This is a genomic window from Mycobacterium sp. smrl_JER01 (genome assembly GCF_048513595.2).
Classification (GTDB): domain Bacteria; phylum Actinomycetota; class Actinomycetes; order Mycobacteriales; family Mycobacteriaceae; genus Mycobacterium.
In genome coordinates this window covers 2,138,023-2,157,558 of sequence record NZ_JBLXXK020000001.1, presented here as the reverse complement: position 1 = coordinate 2,157,558, position 19,536 = coordinate 2,138,023, and the positions used below count along the sequence as shown (strand labels likewise).

The 19,536-nt window shown below is 67.8% G+C and carries 20 protein-coding genes and 2 pseudogenes; 6 read left to right on the top strand and 16 right to left on the bottom strand.

Annotated elements, in window-relative coordinates; translation table 11 throughout:
• Nucleotides 1-2: 2 nt before the first annotated feature.
• From ACNUDN_RS10170 to ACNUDN_RS10110, 13 genes are all read right to left on the bottom strand, one after another.
• Nucleotides 3-287, bottom strand: a complete 285-nt coding sequence (locus ACNUDN_RS10170; RefSeq protein ID WP_419121821.1) for an acylphosphatase — start codon at nt 285-287, stop codon at nt 3-5.
• Nucleotides 271-687: an OsmC family protein gene (locus ACNUDN_RS10165; RefSeq protein ID WP_419121820.1), complete on the bottom strand. Its 417-nt coding sequence runs from the start codon at nt 685-687 to the stop codon at nt 271-273. Before ACNUDN_RS10165 ends, ACNUDN_RS10170 begins: the two co-directional genes overlap by 17 nt.
• 116 nt (nt 688-803) lie before the next feature.
• Nucleotides 804-1,679: a bifunctional DNA-formamidopyrimidine glycosylase/DNA-(apurinic or apyrimidinic site) lyase gene (gene mutM / locus ACNUDN_RS10160; protein WP_419121819.1), complete on the bottom strand. Its 876-nt coding sequence runs from the start codon at nt 1,677-1,679 to the stop codon at nt 804-806.
• A 5-nt stretch (nt 1,680-1,684) separates the two neighbouring features.
• Nucleotides 1,685-2,377 carry a ribonuclease III gene (gene rnc / locus ACNUDN_RS10155; RefSeq protein ID WP_419121818.1) on the bottom strand — a complete coding sequence of 231 codons (693 nt, stop codon included), beginning with the start codon at nt 2,375-2,377 and terminating at the stop codon, nt 1,685-1,687.
• A complete protein-coding gene (locus ACNUDN_RS10150; RefSeq protein ID WP_419121817.1) occupies nt 2,374-3,009 on the bottom strand; it encodes a YceD family protein in 636 nt (211 codons plus the stop codon). The genes rnc and ACNUDN_RS10150 overlap by 4 nt, the downstream gene beginning before the upstream one ends.
• Nucleotides 3,010-3,049: 40 nt before the next feature.
• Nucleotides 3,050-3,787, bottom strand: coding sequence for a cell division protein SepIVA (gene sepIVA, locus ACNUDN_RS10145; protein WP_419121816.1), 738 nt, complete (start codon nt 3,785-3,787; stop codon nt 3,050-3,052).
• Between the two features lie 160 nt (nt 3,788-3,947).
• A complete protein-coding gene (locus ACNUDN_RS10140) occupies nt 3,948-4,514 on the bottom strand; it encodes a hemerythrin domain-containing protein (protein WP_419121815.1) in 567 nt (188 codons plus the stop codon).
• 84 nt (nt 4,515-4,598) lie between these two features.
• On the bottom strand, nt 4,599-5,081 hold the full coding sequence (gene coaD, locus ACNUDN_RS10135) for a pantetheine-phosphate adenylyltransferase (protein ID WP_419121814.1): 483 nt from the start codon (nt 5,079-5,081) through the stop codon (nt 4,599-4,601).
• Nucleotides 5,082-5,092: 11 nt separating this feature from the next.
• Nucleotides 5,093-5,659, bottom strand: a complete 567-nt coding sequence (gene rsmD / locus ACNUDN_RS10130; protein WP_419125098.1) for a 16S rRNA (guanine(966)-N(2))-methyltransferase RsmD — start codon at nt 5,657-5,659, stop codon at nt 5,093-5,095.
• Nucleotides 5,656-9,105: a pyruvate carboxylase gene (locus ACNUDN_RS10125; protein WP_419125097.1), complete on the bottom strand. Its 3,450-nt coding sequence runs from the start codon at nt 9,103-9,105 to the stop codon at nt 5,656-5,658. The genes rsmD and ACNUDN_RS10125 overlap by 4 nt, the downstream gene beginning before the upstream one ends.
• Before the next feature lie 82 nt (nt 9,106-9,187).
• Complete coding sequence (locus ACNUDN_RS10120) at nt 9,188-9,823, bottom strand: vitamin K epoxide reductase family protein (RefSeq protein WP_419121813.1); 636 nt, start codon at nt 9,821-9,823, stop codon at nt 9,188-9,190.
• Nucleotides 9,820-10,593 carry a DsbA family protein gene (locus ACNUDN_RS10115; RefSeq protein WP_419121812.1) on the bottom strand — a complete coding sequence of 258 codons (774 nt, stop codon included), beginning with the start codon at nt 10,591-10,593 and terminating at the stop codon, nt 9,820-9,822. The genes ACNUDN_RS10120 and ACNUDN_RS10115 overlap by 4 nt, the downstream gene beginning before the upstream one ends.
• Before the next feature lie 32 nt (nt 10,594-10,625).
• Complete coding sequence (locus tag ACNUDN_RS10110) at nt 10,626-11,750, bottom strand: alpha/beta hydrolase (protein ID WP_419121811.1); 1,125 nt, start codon at nt 11,748-11,750, stop codon at nt 10,626-10,628.
• Nucleotides 11,751-11,842: 92 nt separating this feature from the next.
• Between ACNUDN_RS10110 and ACNUDN_RS10105 the strand changes: the two genes are divergently transcribed.
• From ACNUDN_RS10105 to ACNUDN_RS10085, 5 genes are all read left to right on the top strand, one after another.
• Nucleotides 11,843-12,682, top strand: coding sequence for an aldo/keto reductase (locus tag ACNUDN_RS10105; RefSeq protein WP_419121810.1), 840 nt, complete (start codon nt 11,843-11,845; stop codon nt 12,680-12,682).
• Between the two features lie 98 nt (nt 12,683-12,780).
• Nucleotides 12,781-13,320 carry a hypothetical protein gene (locus ACNUDN_RS10100; RefSeq protein ID WP_419121809.1) on the top strand — a complete coding sequence of 180 codons (540 nt, stop codon included), beginning with the start codon at nt 12,781-12,783 and terminating at the stop codon, nt 13,318-13,320.
• Nucleotides 13,321-13,456: 136 nt separating this feature from the next.
• Complete coding sequence (locus ACNUDN_RS10095; protein WP_419121808.1) at nt 13,457-14,908, top strand: PepSY-associated TM helix domain-containing protein; 1,452 nt, start codon at nt 13,457-13,459, stop codon at nt 14,906-14,908.
• The gene (locus tag ACNUDN_RS10090) at nt 14,901-15,494 is read left to right on the top strand and encodes a copper chaperone PCu(A)C (RefSeq protein ID WP_498450151.1); all 594 of its coding nucleotides are present in this window, start codon (nt 14,901-14,903) and stop codon (nt 15,492-15,494) included. Before ACNUDN_RS10095 ends, ACNUDN_RS10090 begins: the two co-directional genes overlap by 8 nt.
• Entirely contained in the window at nt 15,451-16,686 is a 1,236-nt protein-coding gene (locus tag ACNUDN_RS10085) for a Dyp-type peroxidase (RefSeq protein ID WP_419121806.1), read from the top strand. Before ACNUDN_RS10090 ends, ACNUDN_RS10085 begins: the two co-directional genes overlap by 44 nt.
• Nucleotides 16,687-16,696: 10 nt before the next feature.
• Here the strand turns inward: ACNUDN_RS10085 and ACNUDN_RS10080 are convergent.
• Nucleotides 16,697-16,919: pseudogene (locus tag ACNUDN_RS10080) on the bottom strand (hypothetical protein); the annotation flags it as partial.
• 516 nt (nt 16,920-17,435) lie between these two features.
• Between ACNUDN_RS10080 and ACNUDN_RS10075 the strand changes: the two are divergent.
• Nucleotides 17,436-17,591: pseudogene (locus tag ACNUDN_RS10075) on the top strand (IS1380 family transposase); the annotation flags it as partial.
• A 22-nt stretch (nt 17,592-17,613) separates the two neighbouring features.
• On the opposite strand, the gene ACNUDN_RS10070 reads toward ACNUDN_RS10075, so the two are convergent.
• Together ACNUDN_RS10070 and ACNUDN_RS10065 are read right to left on the bottom strand one after the other, a co-directional pair.
• Complete coding sequence (locus tag ACNUDN_RS10070; protein ID WP_419121805.1) at nt 17,614-18,663, bottom strand: ABC transporter substrate-binding protein; 1,050 nt, start codon at nt 18,661-18,663, stop codon at nt 17,614-17,616.
• Nucleotides 18,664-18,719: 56 nt separating this feature from the next.
• The gene (locus tag ACNUDN_RS10065; protein ID WP_419121804.1) at nt 18,720-19,517 is read right to left on the bottom strand and encodes an ABC transporter ATP-binding protein; all 798 of its coding nucleotides are present in this window, start codon (nt 19,515-19,517) and stop codon (nt 18,720-18,722) included.
• Nucleotides 19,518-19,536 lie beyond the last annotated feature (19 nt).

The window sequence follows — 19,536 nt, the reverse complement described above, 5'->3', positions numbered from 1 at the left end:
CGTCACCGCTCGGTGAAGCCTGCGATCGCGTCGGCGGGTTCACCCCAGTCGCAGATCACCGTGTCGACGTGCCCGGGGGTGTCACCGCTGTTGAGCAGCTCGAGGAGGCGTTCGCAGGCATCCCGGGGCCCTTGCGCGACGACCTGCACGCGGCCGTCGGGCTTGTTCGCGGCGAACCCGGTGAGGCCCAGTTCGAGCGCCCGTGACCGAGTCCACCAGCGGAAACCCACCCCCTGGACCTGGCCGTGCACCCATGCGGTCAGTCGGACATCATTCCGATCCAACATCTTTCACCTCAAAAGTCACTTCTGTGCCACTCTTCAACGTCCGTCCCACTGTGCACACCTGGTCGACTGCCCGCTCCACCACGGTCAGCAGGCGGGCCCGCTCCTCGTCGGTCAATCCGGACAGCTCGACCTCGAGCACCTCGGTCAGCAGCGGGTAGCGCTCCTGCTCGCGATCGGCCGGGCCGGACACCCTGATCGTGGCCGGATAGTCGTCACCGAGACGCCGGCGCAGCGGCTGATCGCTCGACATCCCGCTGCAGGCAGCCAACGCGATCTTCATCAACTCCCCTGGTGTGAAGACTCCGTCGACGTCCTCGGAGCCCACCAGCACCTCCGCGCCACGCGTGCTGCGCCCCGTATAACGACGCACGCCGGTGCGCTCCACCCACAGTTCGGTCACGCCCTATTTCTACCGCCTTGCCGTTTCCACAGCTTTGCCGAGGCAGCCTTGCCGAGGCGTTGCGCGCCGGCTCAGGGCCGACCCACCGGGTGCACCCGTGACCGCCGGCGGCGGATCTAACCGTGGGGCCGGGGCTGGCAGCGGGGACAGTAGAACGACGAGCGGTTCATGAATTTGTCCCGTCGCATGATCGCGCCGCACCGCCGGCAGGGTTGCCCCTCGCGACCGTAGGCGTCCAGGGATCGGTCGAAGTAGCCGGACTCGCCGTTGACGTTGACGTAGAGGGAGTCGAACGACGTGCCGCCCTGCCCGAGCGCGTCGGACATCACCTCGGCGGCCGCATCGAGCACCTCGGTGAGTTTCGCCCGCGACACCCCGGAGGCGATCCGTGCACCGTTGACTTTGGCGCGCCACAGGGACTCGTCGGCATAGATGTTGCCGATGCCCGAGACCACCGTCTGGTCCAGCAACTGGCGCTTGATCTCGGAGTGCTTGCGCCGCAACACCGTCACCACTGCGTCGCGGTCGAAACGCGGGTCCAGCGGATCACGTGCGATGTGGGCGACCGGCGCCGGAACCTGGCTGCCGTCCACCTCGACGAGGTCGGCGACCATCCAGCCGCCGAAGGTGCGCTGATCGACGAAACTCAGCGCGGTGCCGTCGTCGAGCAGCGCTGCGATGCGCAGGTGGCTCTCGTTTCCGCCGGTGGCCGGTCCGGCTCCCGGCGCGGGCGTTCCGAGCAGCATCTGTCCACTCATGCCCAGGTGCACCACCAGCGCCGACCCGTCGGCCAGTGTCAGCCACAGGTACTTGCCGCGCCGCCCCGTGCCGGTGATGCCCATGTCGAGCAGTCGGCCGGTGAGATCGGCCGGACCGGCCTCGTGCCGGCGCACCGCGCGTGGATGATGCACCCGTACCGCGGTGATGGTCCGGCCGGTGACGTGCTCGGCCAGACCGCGCCGGACCACCTCGACCTCGGGGAGCTCAGGCATCCCGGTCAGTCACCGCTGAGCGCGTTCCACGCCGCCGCGGCCGCCTTGAGCTCGGCTTCCTTCTTGGTCCGACCGATCCCTCGGCCGCGATCGGATTCGCCGATGACCACCACCGCGGTGAACTCCTTGTCGTGGTCGGGCCCGGACGACGTCACGACATAGTTGGGCGCCCCGAGCCCCTGCGATGCCGTCAGCTCCTGCAGACTGCTCTTCCAGTCCAAGCCCGCACCCAGTGTCGGGGCGGTGTCGAGCAATTCGCCGAACAGCCGCAGGATCACCTCGCGGGCCACCTGCACACCGTGCTCCAGATAGATTGCGCCCAAAAGTGATTCGACTCCGTCTGCCAGAATCGAGGACTTGTCGGCACCGCCGGAATTCTCTTCGCCCCGGCCCAGCAACAGGTAGGCGCCCAACCCGTGGACGGTCAGATTGCGGCCCACGTCGGCCAGGGCCTGGGTGTTGACGATGCTGGCGCGCAGCTTGGCCAGGTCGCCTTCGGAGCGGTCAGGGTGACGGTGGTAGAGCTCCTCGGTGATGGTCAGGCCCAGGACCGAGTCGCCGAGGAACTCGAGGCGCTCGTTGGTGGGTACCCCACCGTTCTCGTAGGAGTAGCTGCGGTGGGTGAGCGCGATGGTGAGCAGTTCGGCGGGCAGATCGACACCGAGCGCTTCGAGCAGAAGCGCACGGTCGGCCGTCACGAGTCGTCTCCGGCGCCCTGCTCGCCAGGCCCGGCGCCCCGTTCGTGAGTGTCGGCGGTCTGCTCGCGCAGCTGCGCCAGCTTGGCCCACCGGGGGTCGATCCGCTCGTGCTGATGGCCGGGCTCGGCGTCGGCGAGCCGCACGCCGCACTCGGGGCACAGTCCGAGGCAATCGACGCCACAGACGGGCGAGAACGGGAGCACCAGGCCGATCGCGTCGATGACGGACTGCTCGAGGTCGACCGTCTCACCGCCCCGGTCGCGTCCCACCCGAGGCACTTCGTCGGCCTCGGTCGTCTCCTCGGTGGTGCTGTCGGGATACGCGAACAGCTCGGTCAGATCGATTTCGACGTGGCCGTCGACCGGGGTGAGGCAGCGCGCGCACTCACCGGTGGTCGGGGCGGACACCGTCCCGGTGACCAGCACCCCTTCCGAGACCGACTCCAGGCGCAGATCGAGCTCAAGTGGGGCCCCCTGGGCCACCGCGATGAGCTCGACACCCATCCGCGCCGGACTCGGGACCGTCTCGTGGACGGTGATCATCGACCCCGGACGCCGCCCGAGTCGCGAGATGTCGATCACCAGCGACGACCGTGAACCCCGGTGCGCCGCCGCGTTGACGTACGTCGCCATGCACGTATCGTACGGTGGCCCTCCCAGGAACCGACGCTGCCTACCGGGCCGCGTAGTCGTGCGTACCTGCGGCGGTCCGCAGCTGATGGCGACCGCGCCCCACCGATCGCAGCGTGCCGTTGAGGAAGTCCTCGAACTCCGCGAGCTTGCTGTCGACATAGATGTCGCACTCACCGCGCAGCCGGTCGGCCTCCGCGTGCGCGGAGTCGATCATCCGGGTCGCCTCGGCGGTGGCGGTCGCGACCACCTCGGTCTGCGAGACGAGTCGCTGCTGCTCCTTGATGCCCTCCTGGACAGCCTTCTCGTAGGCCAGGTTGCCGCTCTCGATCAACCGATCGGCTTCGGACTTGGCGCGTCCCGTCGCCGCCTCGTATTCGCGTTTGGCCGTCGCCGCGATGCGGGAGGCCTCCTCGCGAGCCTCGACGACCATCCGTTCGCTGTGCTGGCGGGCCTCGGCGACCATGCGATCGGCCTGCGCCTTTGCGTCAGCGAGCAGCCGATCCGCCTCGGACCTGGCGTGATTGACCATCGAGTCGGCCTCGGCGTTGGCGGTCGAGACCGTCGAGTCGGCGTGCTCCTTGGCCTCGCGCAGCAGCGAATCACGCGCGTCGAGAACGTCCTGCGCGTCGTCGAGTTCGCCGGGAATCGCATCCTTGATGTCGTCGATGAGTTCCAGGACGTCCCCGCGGGGCACCACGCAACCTGCCGTCATCGGCACACCGCGGGCTTCTTCGACGATCGCACCCAATTCATCGAGAGCTTCGAACACTCGGTACACGGCGACACCTTCCAGGCGTAGTTGTTAGTGACCAGTGTGCCTGGTGTTACGCCTGTGACTGGGCTTCCGTGCCCGGTGTGTCGCCCACCGCGTGACAGACAAGCGCGACTGGCAGCTGCCTGACGTCGATTATGTCAACCCGCCGCTCGGGTGGCCACCATCAGCGCAGCGCAGCCCCGATCGCGTCCCGGGCACGGTCGAGCATGGACGCGAACGGCCCGACCGCGAAGTTCAGGGTGGCCGATTCGACGCCCGGATGCGGACGGGTGGGGGCGATGGCCTCGGCCGCGCGCACCGCACCGGCCAGCCGCTTGAGTTCGTCGGCGTCCAGTTCGCGCGTGAGCCTGGTGAACTCCTCGGTCTCCTCGCGCTCGGCGTGTTCGAGCACGGCGTCCCGGAACACCGTCAACTCGGCGATGAACTCCTCGGACTCGATGTCCAGATTCTCCAGCGCGACGAGTTGCTCCTTGGCGGCGTGTTCCTCGCGGAGTCGCGCGTCGACGATCTCGTCGCCGGCCGGCACCTCACGCCGCACCCGTGGATGCACCACCATCTCCTCGGCGGTCTCGTGCACGGCCAGCAGCTGGCGAAGATCGGTGAACGCCTTCGCACGCGCCTTCGGCTCCGAGGCGTAGAGCACATCGTCGAACATGTCCTTGATCAGATTGTGCTGGTCCTTCAGAAACGCGACGACGTCGTCGGTGGATTGGACGAATGTCTCGGGCACGGTCGGCACCTCCGTCGGGCGGATACGGAATTCGGCGACCAGGGCTGAGCGCCGGTGCTCCGCGGATACCCTCGCCCGACCACTTCAATCTTGCCGGGCCAGTTTGTCCCGCAGCCGCTCGTTGACCGGAGCCGGGAGCAGTTGCGAGACATCGCCACCGAGCATCGCCACCTCCTTGGCCAGCGACGAGGACACGAACGAATAGCGCGGAGTGGTGGCCACGAAGAACGTGTCGACCCCGGCGATGTGCTTGTTCATCTGAGCCATCTGCAGCTCGTACTCGAAATCGGTGCCGGTCCGCAGTCCCTTGACGATCGCGGTCAGCCCGCGCTGCTTGACGAAGTCCACGATGAGGCCCTGCCCCGACTCGACCCGCAGATTCGGCAGATGTGTCGTCGACTCCTCGATGAGGGCGATGCGCTCCTGATGGGTGAACAAGCCGGACTTGTTCGGATTCACCATCACCGCGATGACGACCTCGTCGAACTGCGCGGCCGCCCGTTCGAAGATGTCGATGTGACCGAGGGTCACCGGATCGAAGGACCCCGGGCACACCGCTCCACTCATGACGGTCGACGCTAGCAGCGCTGCGCGAACTCCACCCGGGTGTCCCCATAGCGGCGGGACTTCCACGCCGACCAGCCCGGCGGCCAGCCGATCTCGCGAGCCGCCGCCGGGCGCTCCACGACCGCCACGCACCCCGACGCCGCCCAGCCACCGGCGACCAGCGTCTCGACCATCGCGCCCACCTGGGCGTCGTCGACCTCGTAGGGCGGGTCGGCGAGCACCAAATCCACCGGATGCGTGGTCCCGCCGGCGAGCACCGAGGCCACCGAACCGCGCCGGACGCTGGCCCCCACTGCACCCAGCGCGGCGATGTTGCGCTCGATCACCGCGACAGCCTTGACATCCACCTCGACGAACACTGCGTCAGCCGCACCGCGCGAGAGGGCCTCCAACCCCAGCGCACCCGAACCCGCGTAGAGGTCGAGCACACGGATACCGGTGAAGTCGATGCGCGCCGCCAGAACGTTGAACAACGATTCGCGCACCCGGTCGGTCGTCGGTCGGGTTCCGCGCCCGGATCTACTCTGCGGCACCGCGATTCGACGGCCGCCCAGCGCGCCGGCAACGATCCGGGTCAGGACGGGTCCCCGGTCGTTTCGCTCTCCCCCACCCCCGGGCGCTGTCCGTCACCCGCCGAACCGATCACCACCAGCAGATCACCACCTTCGACCTGCGCGGTGGCCGCGACGGCGATGCGGCCGACCGTGCCGGCCTTGGGGGCGGTGATCGCGGCCTCCATCTTCATCGCCTCGATCGTGGCGATGGTCTGGCCGGCGTCGACGTGAGCGCCCTCCTCGACACTGACGGTGACCACACCGGCGAACGGTGCCGCCACGTGATCCGGATTGGTGCGGTCGGCTTTCTCGGCGACGGGCACATCGCTGGCGATATGGCGGTCGCGAACCGTCACCGGCCGCAGCTGGCCGTTGATGATGCACATCACCGTGCGCATGCCCCGCTCATCGGCGTCGGAGATCGCTTCGAGCCCGATGAGCAGTTCCACACCGCGTTCCAGGGTGACGCGATGCTCGTCGCCGTGACGCAGACCGTAGAAGAACTGGTTGGCTGACAGGCTCGACGTGTCACCGTAGAGTTCCCGGTGAGCCTCGAACTCCTTTGTCGGACCGGGGAACAGCAGCCGGTTGAGGGTTGCCTGACGGGTCGCCCCGGCCTCGGCCAGCGCCCGAGTGTCCTCGGGCCGCAGCTCGGTCTGGGGTTTGGCCGGGGCGCGGCCGGCCAGAGCTTTGGAGCGCAGGGGTTCCGGCCAGCCCCCCGGCGGGTCTCCCAACTCACCACGCAGAAACCCGATCACCGAATCCGGGATGTCGAAACGTCCGGGGTCCTCGGCGAATTCGTCGGCGGAGACGCCGGCTCCGACGAGCGCAAGCGCCAGATCGCCGACCACCTTCGACGACGGCGTCACCTTGACCAGCCGCCCCAGGATCCGGTCGGCCCCCGCGTAGCTCGCCTCGATCTCTTCGAAGCGGTCCCCCAGACCCAACGCGATGGCCTGCTGCCGCAGATTCGACAGCTGACCGCCCGGGATCTCGTGCCGGTATACCCGCCCGGTCGGCGTCGGAGGGCCGGCGGCGGCGACATCGAAGGGGGCGTACACCTTGCGCAGCGCCTCCCAGTACGGCTCCAGATCGCAGACCGCGGCCAGCGACAACCCGGTGTCGAACTCGGTGTGGGCGGTGGCCGCCACGATCGAGCTCAACGCGGGTTGGCTCGTCGTCCCGGCCAGCGGGGCCGAGGCACCGTCGACCGCGCTGGCACCGGCCTGCCAGGCGGCCAGATAGGTCGCCAGCTGCCCCCCGGGGGTGTCGTGGGTGTGAACGTGCACGGGCAGGTCGAAGCGGCTGCGCAGCGCGCCGACGAGCGCGGACGCCGCCTGCGGACGCAGCAGCCCCGCCATGTCCTTGATGGCGAGCACGTGGGCGCCGGCGTCCACGATCTGTTCGGCGAGCTTGAGGTAGTAGTCCAGGGTGTAGAGGTTCTCGCCGGGGTCGGACAGGTCCCCGGTGTAGGACATCGCCACTTCGGCCACGGCGGTGCCCGTGTCGCGCACCGCGTCGATGGCCGGGCGCATCGATTCGACATTGTTGAGCGCGTCGAAGATCCGGTAGATGTCGATGCCGGTCGCGGTGGCCTCCTGGACGAACGCGTGGGTCACCGACTCCGGATACGGCGTGTAGCCGACCGTGTTGCGGCCGCGCAGCAGCATCTGCAGGCAGATGTTGGGTACCGCCTCACGCAGCGCGGCCAACCGCTCCCACGGGTCTTCCTTGAGAAAGCGCAGTGCGACATCGTAGGTCGCGCCACCCCAGCACTCGATCGAGAGCAGCTGCGGTGTCAACCGCGCCAGATACGGCGCCACCATCAACAGGCCCGACGTCCGAATCCTGGTGGCCAGCAACGATTGATGGGCGTCGCGGAACGTGGTGTCGGTGACACCCACCGCTTTCGACTCGCGCATCCAGCGGGCGAACCCCTCGGGCCCCACCTCGGAGAGCAGGTGCTTGCTGCCGCGCGGCGGCATCGCGTCGAGGTCGGTCGGGGGCAGCTTGTCGTGGGGGTACACCGTCGACGGACGCGGTCCATGCGGCTGGTTCACCGTCACATCGGCCAGATAGTTCAGGATCTTGGTGCCGCGGTCGGCCGGTGAGCGCGCCGTCAGCAGATAGGGCCGCTCGTCGATGAACGACGTGGTGATCCGTCCGGCCCGGAAATCGGGGTCGTCGACGACCGCCTGCAGGAACGGGATGTTCGTCGACACACCGCGTACCCGGAACTCTGCCAACGCCCGATGCGCACGGGCCACCGCGGTACCGAAATCGCGGCCCCGGCAGGTGAGTTTGACCAGCATCGAGTCGAAATGTGCGCCGATCTCGGCACCCAGGTGCGCGCCGCCGTCCAGACGGATACCCGCACCACCGGGCGACCGGTAGGCCGTGATGCGTCCGGTGTCGGGCCGGAACCCGTTGGCCGGATCCTCGGTGGTGATCCTGCACTGCATGGCCGCTCCGCGGATGACCAACGACTCCTGGCTCAGCCCCAGGTCGCTCAGCGTCTCCCCCGAGGCGATGCGCAGCTGGCTGGACACCAGGTCGACATCGGTGATCTCCTCGGTGACGGTGTGCTCGACCTGGATGCGGGGGTTGCATTCGATGAACACGTGGTGCCCGCGTTCGTCGAGCAGGAACTCCACGGTGCCCGCGCAGGAGTAGTCGATCTCGCGGGCGAACGCGACGGCGTCGTCACAGATCCGCTGCCGCAACTCCGGCGGCAGGTTGGGCGCCGGGGCGAGTTCGATGACCTTCTGGTGACGGCGCTGCACGCTGCAGTCGCGTTCGAACAGGTGCATCACGTTGCCGTCGTTGTCGGCGAGGATCTGCACCTCGATGTGGCGGGGATTGAGCACCGCCTGCTCGAGATAGACGTTCGGATCCCCGAAGGCCGATTCGGCCTCGCGACTGGCCGCCTCCACCGCCTCGGCGAGGCCGGCGCGGTCGGCGACCCGGCGCATACCGCGACCGCCACCGCCCGACACGGCTTTGACGAAGACCGGGAAATCCATGTCGCGCGCAGCCTCGACGAGGGTGTCGACGGACGCCGAGGGCGCCGACGATCTCAGCACCGGAAGCCCCGCCGCCCGGGCCGCCTCCAGTGCCCGCGATTTGTTTCCGGTCAGTTCCAGGACAGCGGAGCTCGGCCCGACGAATGTGATCCCGGCGCGTGCGCAGGCGGCCGCCAACTCCGGATTCTCGGAGAGGAACCCGTAGCCCGGGTACACCGCATCGCAGCCGGCCTCGACGGCCACCCGCATGATCTCGTCCACCGACAGGTATGCGCGCACGGGGTGGCCCATGTCGCCGATCTGATAGGACTCGTCGGCCTTGAGGCGGTGCAGGGAATTGCGATCCTCGTAGGGGTAGACCGCAACGGTCGCGATGCCCATCTCGTAGGCGGCGCGGAACGCGCGGATCGCAATCTCACCACGGTTGGCGACGAGCACTTTGGAGATCTGACCGGCCACGGTTCACCTTAACCTCGCCGGTCGGTCTCACCGCAGCCGACCGGGGTGTGTCCGCAGTGGGCCCGGCCGGTCAGAACAGCGTGGACCAGTAGTTCCAGAAGCGCTCGAGAATCAGCAGTAGGACGCCGGTGAACCACAGGGTCACCAGCGACCATCGCCAGGTGTGAATGGTCCTGAGCACCGCGCTTGCGCTGCGCTGGGGCTGGATGGCGATCGAGGCCGCGACCACCATCAGTGGGACGGTCACCGCCCACACCACCATGCAGTACGGGCACAGCGCGCCGATGCGGTACAGGCTCTGGAAGATCAACCAGTGCACGAACACCGTGCCCAACAGCGTGCCTGCGGCCAGTCCGGCCCAATACCACCGCGGCAGGTTCACCTTCGACACCGCCAGCACGCCGGTCACCAGCACGACCGAAAACGCCACGATGCCGATCAGCGGGTTGGGGAAGCCGAACAGTGACGCCTGCGGGGTGATCATCACCGAACCGCAGGACAGGACCGGGTTGATGCTGCAGGTCGGCACGTAGTCCGGGTTGATGAGCAGTTCGATCTTCTCGATCGTCAGCGTCAGCGCCGCGGCCAGCCCGACCACACCGGCGACGAGCACCCACCACGCGCTGCTGCGCGGCACCGCGACACGCGCCGGATCCTGCGCCGGACGGTCGGCATGCTCGACCGGACCGGTCGCGGTGACGGTCATGACGCCGGGGCCGGTTGCGGCGCCGGAGCGGGCGGCGCAACTTCCAGACCGGGAACGTCGCCGACGATCTCCCTGACCTTGTCGACCAGCGCCTGCGGGGTGCTGTACTGGTAATCCTCGCCGTTGATGCGCACCGACGGCGTGGACTGGATACCGGTCGCCGAGGCCAGCCCCGCCACCATGTCGACGTAGGTGCCCCTGTTGATGCACTCGGGCACCGAGCCGGACGCCCCGGACTGCCGGGCCAACTCGATGAGGCGGGCGTTGTCCGGATAGACCGAACCGACCTCACCGGGCTGCTGCGCGTACAGCGCGGCGTGGAACCTGCGGAACGCGTCGGTCGATTCGTCGGCGACGCAGTACGCGGCCCCGCCGGCCCGGGACGGGTAGTTCTGGTTCTGCGGCCGGTTCAGGATGCCCACCATGTAGTAGTCGGCCGCGACCGCGCCGGAGTCGATGAGCTGGGAGATCGTGGGCCCGAACTGCTGCTCGAACGCGCCACAGTGCGGGCAGAGGAAGTCCTCGTACATGCTCAGCACGACCTTGGGCTCGTCGGTGCCTTCCTTCTTGATCACACTGGTGGACTCGACCCGGATGGCCTGCGACTCGCCCGCGGTGGGCTTGTCGTCGGCCGAGAGCACGATGTAGAGCACCAAGCTGACCGCGAAGACGACGACGACAGCGGTCAGACCGATCTGGACGAGCAGGTTGCGCTTACGGTCGGCTGCCTTCAGGTCGTAGCGCGCGTTCTTCTTGGGTTTGGTGGCCACGGGTCACAGAGTACCGGCGTCGAGACCGGTGATTAGCCCACGCGGGTCAGATGTGCGCGCATCGCGGAGATGAAGTCGACGGTCGCGGTGGCGCTGGCACCTCCGAGCGGGAAGAAATTCGCGAAGCCATGGACCAGCGAGCCGTACTCGCGGTAGTCGACCGGTGTCCCCGCGGCGCGCATGGCGTCGGCGTACTGCCTGCCCTCGTCGCGCAGCGGATCGAACCCGGCGGTCACCACCAATGCCGGCGCCAGCTGCGAGTGATCCGCGGCCAGCAGCGGTGACACCCGCGGGTCGTCGGGCCCGAGCGGTGCGCGGTCCAGATAGCGCGCCCGGAACCAGTCGATGTCGCGCTGGGTCAGGAAGAACCCGCGGGCGAACAACGTCCTGGATCGGGTTTCGGCGTGGTAGTGGGTCACCGGATAGAGCAGCAACTGCAGCGCCGGCCCGGCGGCGTTCTCGTCACGGGCCCGCAGCGCCACCAGCGCGGCCAGGTTCCCGCCTGCGCTGTCCCCGCCGACGGCCACCCGTAGCGGGTCGGCGCCCAGCGCGGCGGCGTGCTCTACGGCCCACAGATAGGCGGCGTAGGCATCCTCGGCGGCAGCCGGCGCCGGATGCTCGGGCGCGAGTCGGTAATCCACCGAAAGCACGTGCACACCGCCGGAACGGCAGATCTCGCGGCACAGGTCGTCGTGGCTGTCGATGCTGCCGATCACGTGCCCGCCGCCGTGGTAGAAGACCAGCAGCGCAGCGTCGGGCTCATCGGTGCGGTAATGCCGGGCGCCGATCGGACCGGCCGCCCCGGCGACGGTGAGGTCACGCACGCCCGCGACCGGGATGCGCTTGGCGAAACTGCCCGCCAGCGCTTCGAGCTGCTCGCGGGCGGCGACATGGTCGTCGTCGGCGACCAGGCCGTCGAGCCCGAGCAACTGCTGGCCGGTGAGCATCAGGTGCAGAGTGGGGTCGAGCGTGTTGCCGTCGATCGTGATCGACCGGCCACCCACGAGCAGTCGTTTCACCGGTGCGGGAATCCGCGGCATCCCCCGCAGCGTGACTCCCGCGATCTTGTTGGCCAGCACCTCGGTGGCGCCGGCTTTGCGGCCCGCCGGGGGTTGCGGGGAACTCTTAGGGGTGCCAGGTGTGACGGTTTCGGTCACTACTACTCCTTTTGCGTGTGGCGCTGATTAGGCCCGGCCAGGTGGCGGCAATATAGTCTTCGCCAGCATTCCACTTCAGAAAAGAAGGTGACATGACGTCGGCGGCAGCCATCCCCACCGTCACACTCAACGACGACAACACCATGCCGGTCATCGGGCTCGGTGTGGGCGAGTTGTCGGACGCCGAGACCGAGCAGGCCGTGCTGGCCGCGTTGAACGCCGGGTACCGGCTGATCGACACGGCGGCCGCCTATGGGAACGAAGCGGCTGTCGGCCGCGCCGTCGCCCAGTCCGGCGTCCCCCGCGACGAGTTGTTCATCACCACCAAGCTCGCGACCGCCGAACTCGGCTTCCAGTCGTCGCAGGACGCCATCAAGGCGAGCCTGGAGCGCCTCGGACTGGAGTACGTGGACCTCTATCTCATCCATTGGCCCGCGGGCGAGCAGGGTAAGTACGTCGACACCTGGGGCGGGATGATGAAGTCCAGGGAGGTGGGCCTGACCCGCTCGATCGGCGTCAGCAACTTCCACGCCCAGCACCTCGACGATGTCATCAATCTGTCCTTCTTCACCCCCGCGGTCAACCAGATCGAGTTGCATCCATTGCTCAACCAGGCCGAGTTGCGGGCGGTCAACGCCGAACACGGCATCGTCACCGAGGCTTACGGGCCCCTCGGGGTGGGGAGCCTGCTGGCCAACTCCGCGGTCACCCAGATCGCCGAAGCCCACGACCGGACGCCGGCGCAGGTGCTGATCCGGTGGAGCGTGCAACTGGGCAACGTCGTCATTCCCCGCTCGTCGTCGCCGGAGCGCATCGCCTCCAATTTCGACGTGTTCGGCTTCGAGCTGACCGACGACCAGATGGCCACCCTCAACGGACTCGACGACGGCACGCGGTTTCGGCCCGACCCGGAGACACATACCGGCTCCTGAGCGGTTCGCCGGGCCCGGACCAGGCCTTCTTGCCCGCGGCACCCGGTTCCCGCCGGTTCTACTAGGTTCTGTAGTAGCCAAGCGGTAGGGTTCGCCCCATGCGTACGCCGAAGACGCGTGCCCGCCGGGTGCGCGGCGCCCTGGTCGGGGCGTGCTCGGCTGCGTTGACACTCGGCGCACACGCCGCTGCCGGCGGCGCGCTTCCCGGCGGTGGTGCCCTGGTCCTCGCCCTGCTGCTGTGCGCGACCGTCGGGGCGCTCTCGGCGGTCGTCGATGTCGAGGGCCGCACCGCACAGTGGGCCGCCACCACGGCCGCACTGGGTATCGCACAGGCTCTCGGTCACGTCGCGCTCACCGTGACCGGCCACCATCACGGAGGGGGTGAGTTCACCGCCGCGCCGGCGATGGTCGCCGCCCATGCGCTGGCCGCCATACTTCTCGGTGCGGCGATCGCCGCCGTGGAGTACCTCTACCTCGTCTGCATCTCGGTGTTGTGCTGGTTGCGGCTGTTCACCCGCCGGATGATGCGGCCGGCTCCGCGAGCCGCCCGCCGTAGCACCACCATCGTTGTCGCCCGGCCTGTTCTGGCCACCGGGCTGGGGATGCGCGCTCCCCCGCCCGCGGTTGCGACCGCCTGACGGTCTTTCCCTTCACCTTCTTCACATCGCCTCGACTCCGCGCGTGCTCGCACGCCGACGGGGTCGGGCATCGTGCCGTCGCGCGTGTGCGCGGACGGCGATCCAGCGTCGCAACGACTGACAAAGGTCTCACCCCATGACCCTCCCCGAGGACACCCTCGACCCCTCCTCTCGTCTCGAACACCTGTCGCCGCGTGCCGATCACGGCCCACCACAGGCGATCCCGAAGAACCGCTGGCGCGCCCTGGTGGTCCGGCTGCACTTCTACGCCGGTGTCCTGGTGGCACCCTTCCTCGTGGTCGCCGCCGTCACCGGGGGGCTGTACGCGCTGGCGCCGACCCTGGAGAGAGTGGTCTACAACGACATTCTCTTCGTCGAACCCGATGGGCGCCCGCTGCCGTTGGGCGTCCAGTCCGCGGCCGCCGGGGCCGCATTCCCGGACCTCTCCATGACCGGGATGCGACCGGCGGCGTCCCCCGACGAGTCCACCCGCATCTACTTCGCCGACCCCAGTCTCGACGAGGAGTCCTCGCGCGCGGTGTTCGTGGACCCCTACACCGGCCGCGTCCTCGGCGATGAAGCGACCTGGTTCGGCTACCTTCCGTTGAGCACGTGGCTGGACGGGTTGCACCGGCATCTCAATCTCGGTGAGCCCGGCCGGATCTACAGCGAGATCGCCGCATCCTGGCTGTGGGTGGTGGCACTGGGCGGCCTGTACCTGTGGGTGGTCAAGGCCGCAGGCGACCGGCGCCGCGGCCGCACCGGACGGATCGTCACGCTGGACCGCAGCGTCAGCGGACGAGCGCGAACGCTGAACTGGCACGGCGTCACCGGAGTGTGGCTGCTGGCGGGCCTGCTGTTCCTGTCGGCCACCGGCATCACCTGGTCCACCTACGCCGGGGCCCATGTCGGCGATATTCGGGCGGCGATGAATTGGCAACGCCCGCAACTGGACAGCGCGCTGCCCGGTGCCGGCGCTCACGCCGGGCACGGCACATCCGTGGACCCCCATGCCGCACCGGACCAGGCGTCGGTCGACTACGACGCCGTGCTGGACGCCGCCGCACGTGCGGGCGTGCAGATGCCGGTAGAGCTCAGCACTCCCGCGGCGGCCGGCCAGGGGATCGTGGTGAGCGAACTCGACAAGGCATTTCGCCTGACCACCGACTCGGCGGTCGTCGACCCGGACGGCATGAAGGTCACCGCGAGCATCGATTATTGGCGCGACTATTCACTGGTCGCCAAGCTCGCCGACTGGGGAATCCGCGGCCACATGGGATTCCTGTTCGGATTGCTCAACCAACTGCTGCTGGCCGGGGTGGCCGTCGGTCTGCTGACGGTGATCGTCCGCGGGTACCGGATGTGGTGGCAGCGCAGACCGACCCGGGGCTCGCACTGGGCGGTGGGCCGCGCACCCGTTCGCGGCGGCTTCCGGCGCCTCCCGCGACCCGCGATGGCCGCCGTGGTCGCGACCGCAGTCGCCGTCGGCTGGTTCCTCCCACTGCTGGGACTGACCCTCGCAGTGTTCGTGGTCGTCGATCTGGGAATCGGCGCCGTCAAACGACGAAAGGCACAAGAACATGTCTGACACCTCGAGCAAGGTCACCCCCGTGCCGGTCACACTTACCGCCATCGCGCGCACAGTCACCGCCATCGTGATCCTGGCCGCATTGGCCGCGTGCACGTCCGCGCCACAGCAGAGCACCGTGCCGATGGCTGCGTCGGTGACTCTGGAGGACCCGTGGGCGGTCGCCGCCGAGTCGGGGATGACCGCCGTCTTCGGAACGCTCACCAACGATGGTGAGAGCGACGTGCGGGTGGTCGGCGGTGAGTCGCCGGTTGCCGCACGCGTCGAAATCCATGAGGTGACACCGGACGGAAGCGGTGCAAAGATGATGCGGCCCAAGGACGGCGGCCTGATCGTCGCACCCCACGGGAGCCACGAACTGGCGCCCGGCGGTGATCACCTGATGCTGATGGACCTGACCGAGCCGCTGCAGCCGGGAGCCGATGTCGCACTGACGGTCATGTTCGAAGACGGGTCGACCCTGCCGGTCACCGCCCAGATCCGGGACTTCGCCGGGGGCAATGAGGAATACGCGCCCGAGGCCCACGACCATGATCATGCTGATGGTCATTCTGATGGTCATCCTGATGGTCATGGTGATGGCTGAGCCTGGACCGACCGTCAGCCGGCGGCGCCTCCTCACCGGGGGCGCCGCCCTGGCGGCGATCCCGGCGCTCACCCGGTGCGCGGCCGCCGAATCGCCGGCGCCGACCGGCTTCGGAACCGACCGCGAAGCGTTCCACGGTCCACACCAGGCCGGGGTCCGCACTGCAGCGCAGGCCCACGGGCTGTTCGTCGCCCTCGACCTCGCGCCGAGCGCCACCCGCAGCCCGCGTGAGACTCTCACGGCGATTCTCAAACTGTGGAGCTCCGACGCCGAGCGCCTGACCGCCGGCCGGCCCGCGGTGGCCGACACCGAACCCGAACTCGCACAACGGCCTTCGCGACTGACCGTCACCGTCGGCATCGGGTCGCACACCTTCGAACGGATCGGGTTGGCCCATCGTCGCCCCGACACCGTCCTCGAGCTGCCGAGGTTTGGCACCGACCGGCTCGAACCACGCTGGTGCGGCGGCGATTTACTGTTGCAGATCTGCGCAGACGACCCGCTCGCGGTCGCTCACACCGCCCGGGTTCTGCTGAAGAACGTCCGGAGCATGACCGTGCAGCGCTGGCGGCAAGGCGGATTCCGCACCGCACGGGGAGCAGACACGTCGGGCGCGACAATGCGCAATCTGATGGGACAGGTCGACGGGACCGCCAACCTGCGCGACGATGCCGAGTTCGACCGACTCGTCTGGGACGACGGCGCAACCCAGCCGTGGTTCGCGGGCGGAACCGTCCTGGTGCTCCGCCGGATCCGCGCCGAGCTGGACACCTGGGACGAAATGGACCGCAGCAGCAAGGAGTTGACGGTGGGCCGACGTCTCGACACCGGGGCACCACTGACCGGGGTCGACGAGTTCGACGAACCCGACTTGAGTCGGTCGGTGAACGGGATACCGGTCATCCCGCCGAACTCGCACATCGCGTTGGCCCGGCACCGCTCCGACGGCGAGCGTTTTCTTCGGAGGGCCTACAACTACGACGACCCACCGACGACCGGCATCACCACCGACTCCGGTTTGATCTTCGCGGCGTATCAGCGCCACCCGGCCACACAGTTCACGCCGGTGCAGCAACGGCTGGCACAGGCCGATGCCCTCAACCGGTGGATCACGACCATCGGATCGGCGGTGTTCGCCATCCTGCCCGGTGTGACCGAAGGCGGCTACCTGGGCCAGGGCCTGCTCGAATGACCGCGTCAGATCATCCCACCGGGCAGGTCTCGGCGGCGGTCCTGAGCACCGGGGCGGACGGCGCGTCGACCGGCAGCCGGTAGCCGCGCAGAACCGCGTTGAACTGCATGGCGTACTGACAGTGGAAACGCCGCATTGGACGGCATCCAGAAAGCCGGCTCCTTGTCGCCCTTGAACTGATTGGTCGGGCCGTCGACCGCGATCAGATTGGCGGGATGGTTGGCGAACCGCGGGGCCTTGCTCAGTGGTGGACATTCCTGGAGAAGACCTCAAAGTCCTAGGATACCGTCCAGATCCGCGACTGCGGCAGCTTCTTGGCGGCGGTCCGACACAACGACCTCGAGCCCAACGTTCCGTTGTTGCGGCCCCAGCCTGCGGTTGCCGAAAACACCGTTCGCCTGCGACTCCATGCCGTCTTGGCCACGACCCCATTCTCAGCCCCGAGGTCGTCGCCGACCTTCTCGATGAGGAAGCTGTCTTCTTCCGAGGCGGCAGAGTGGACCGGTGATCTTCGCTACCTGCAGCTGTGGGCTGTCCTTGCCGAGACGGGCATGCGTCTTGGCGAAGCGCCGTCGCTGCAGCACCGCGACTGGAGCACCGGCCGATCGTCCACAGCGACGGTGTCGATTGTTGAGCGACCGCACCCGCCCGCCGAGCCGGCTAAGTTCAACACGGGCACAGCGAATTCGAGCGCCGCGGATGGAACTATCGCACAGGTTTGCCGCGTAGTCGGCGGTCTTCGACGATGGACCACGCTGATCGCCGGGTCGTGCGCCGGTGCCGACAGTATCGACGACCTCGACATCGTGCGCTCGGGCGGGATGAAGACCCTCTTCGGCGACGTGTACGCACCCTCGACCATCGGCACGCTGTTGCGTGAGTTCACTTTCGGGTACGCCCGACAACCTCAGTGATCAGCGCCAGTGATCACTCCAGCAGCCAGTTGTTTCCTGCGAGATTGAGTCGTGTCGCGTCCAGGGTCGGCTTGATACCGGACTGCGGTACGAGGTGGTGCTTTTCGAGGACAGACCGCAGGATCTCTGCGGCGTCGATGTTCAGCGGGCTGGAGACCCACATGGCGTAGGGAAGGTTGATGAACCGGCTTTCGCGGACCGCTTTGAGATTGCGACTGGCGGGGTTGCTTCGAAGGGCCGCAATCTTCTCCTCGACGGTCTGGCCGGGGTAGTCAACGAAGACGATAACGTCGGGATCTGCGGTGGTGATCCGCTCCCAGCTCACGGTTGTCCACGTGTCTTGAACGTCTTCGGTGGCGTTACGTGCTCCGGCAGCGTCAATGATTCCCTGTGGCCCGCCGAAGGCGCCGGAGGAGAACACGGTGTCGGTGCCGCTATCGAACACGAAGATGGTCGGCTTTGTCTCGGCCTGCGGCGCGCCACGTAAGGTTTCCAGCCGGGCGGCGATGTCGTCGGCTGCTTGAGACCCTGTGTCGGAGTGTCCTGTGAGGGTTCCGATGTTGCGGAGATCGGTATCGAGCGCGACCCATGGATCCATGGTGCCGCGGATCGGCTGCCCGTCGACTTGTTGGCATGCTTCGGATAACTGGTAGACGGCAATATCGTGCGTCGCAAGGATTTCGGGGGTAATCCCCCGTTCTTCGCCCATGCCGTAGTTGTATCCGGCGAAGAGTACCTGCGGTTTGGCGGCGACAATGTTCTCGAGTGTCGGCTGCTCTGGTGCCACCTCGTTGAGACCGTCTATCTGGGAACCGTATTTGAGCCGGAGCACCGCGGCGTCGCGGCTCATGGAGCTGACCGCAGTCATCTGATCACGGGCACCGGCAGCCAAGGCGATCGCAATCATTCCTCCATCATTAACGAACAACCGGTCAAGCGGCTGCTCATAGGAGACCTGTTCACCGCAGTTGGTTACCGTCACAGTGTCGGCCGTCGCCGACATATCGGCCCCCGCCGAGCACGCCGCGGTCACCCCGGCTATGACTGTGGAGACAGCCAGCATGACTAAGGGTCGACTTGCTTTGTGCGTCAAAGGTTTCTGTGCCACTGTCGTAGTCCTCATGATGGGTTCGGTGCCGGGTGGGCATGGGTGAGCAGGAGATGGGAATGTCCGGTTGTGGGATGGACAATGATGTCGCCGGCTACGCCGAAGACCTGCCGCAGAAGGGCTGAGTCGAGGACCTTGGTGGGTGGCCCGTGGGCGTACACCCCGCCGCCGGCTACGACTGCGACCGCATCGAAATGTCGCAGCACCAAGTCAAGGTCGTGCATTGCCGCGACGACCGTGCATTGCAGATCATCGAGAATCTGCATGAATCTCAGCCGCCACGCTGCGTCGAGGTGGTTGGTGGGCTCGTCGAGGACGAGTACCGGAGTTCGCTGCGCCAACGCGCGGGCGAGGACTACCCGGTGACGTTCACCACCGGAAAGGTGAACGCATGATCGATTCCCCCACCCGTGCAGACCGACGGCGTTGAGGGCCTCGTTGACGATATTCTGCTCGCCGGTTACCGCGGCCGACCATGGGTTTCGGTACGGGGTCCTGCCCAGTCCCACGGCCTCGGCAACGGTCAATTCCCCCGAGGGCTGCTCTTCTTGCCCGACCACGGCGATAGTGCGTGCCCGATGTCGGGCCGACATCCGGTACATATCGTCGCCCTGGACTCGGATCGTCCCCGATGCTGGTGCGTCGAGACCGGATAGGGTGCGCAGCAGAGTGGTTTTGCCGGCGCCGTTGGGCCCGATGACCGCCAACCGCGTCCCGGCAGGCACGGTGAGGTCCACACCGGAGACCACCGTTCTGTTGCCGCGGCGGCATTTCACGCCTTGGGCGGTCACAGAGACACCGGTCGGCATCGTGGTTGTGATCGCGGCG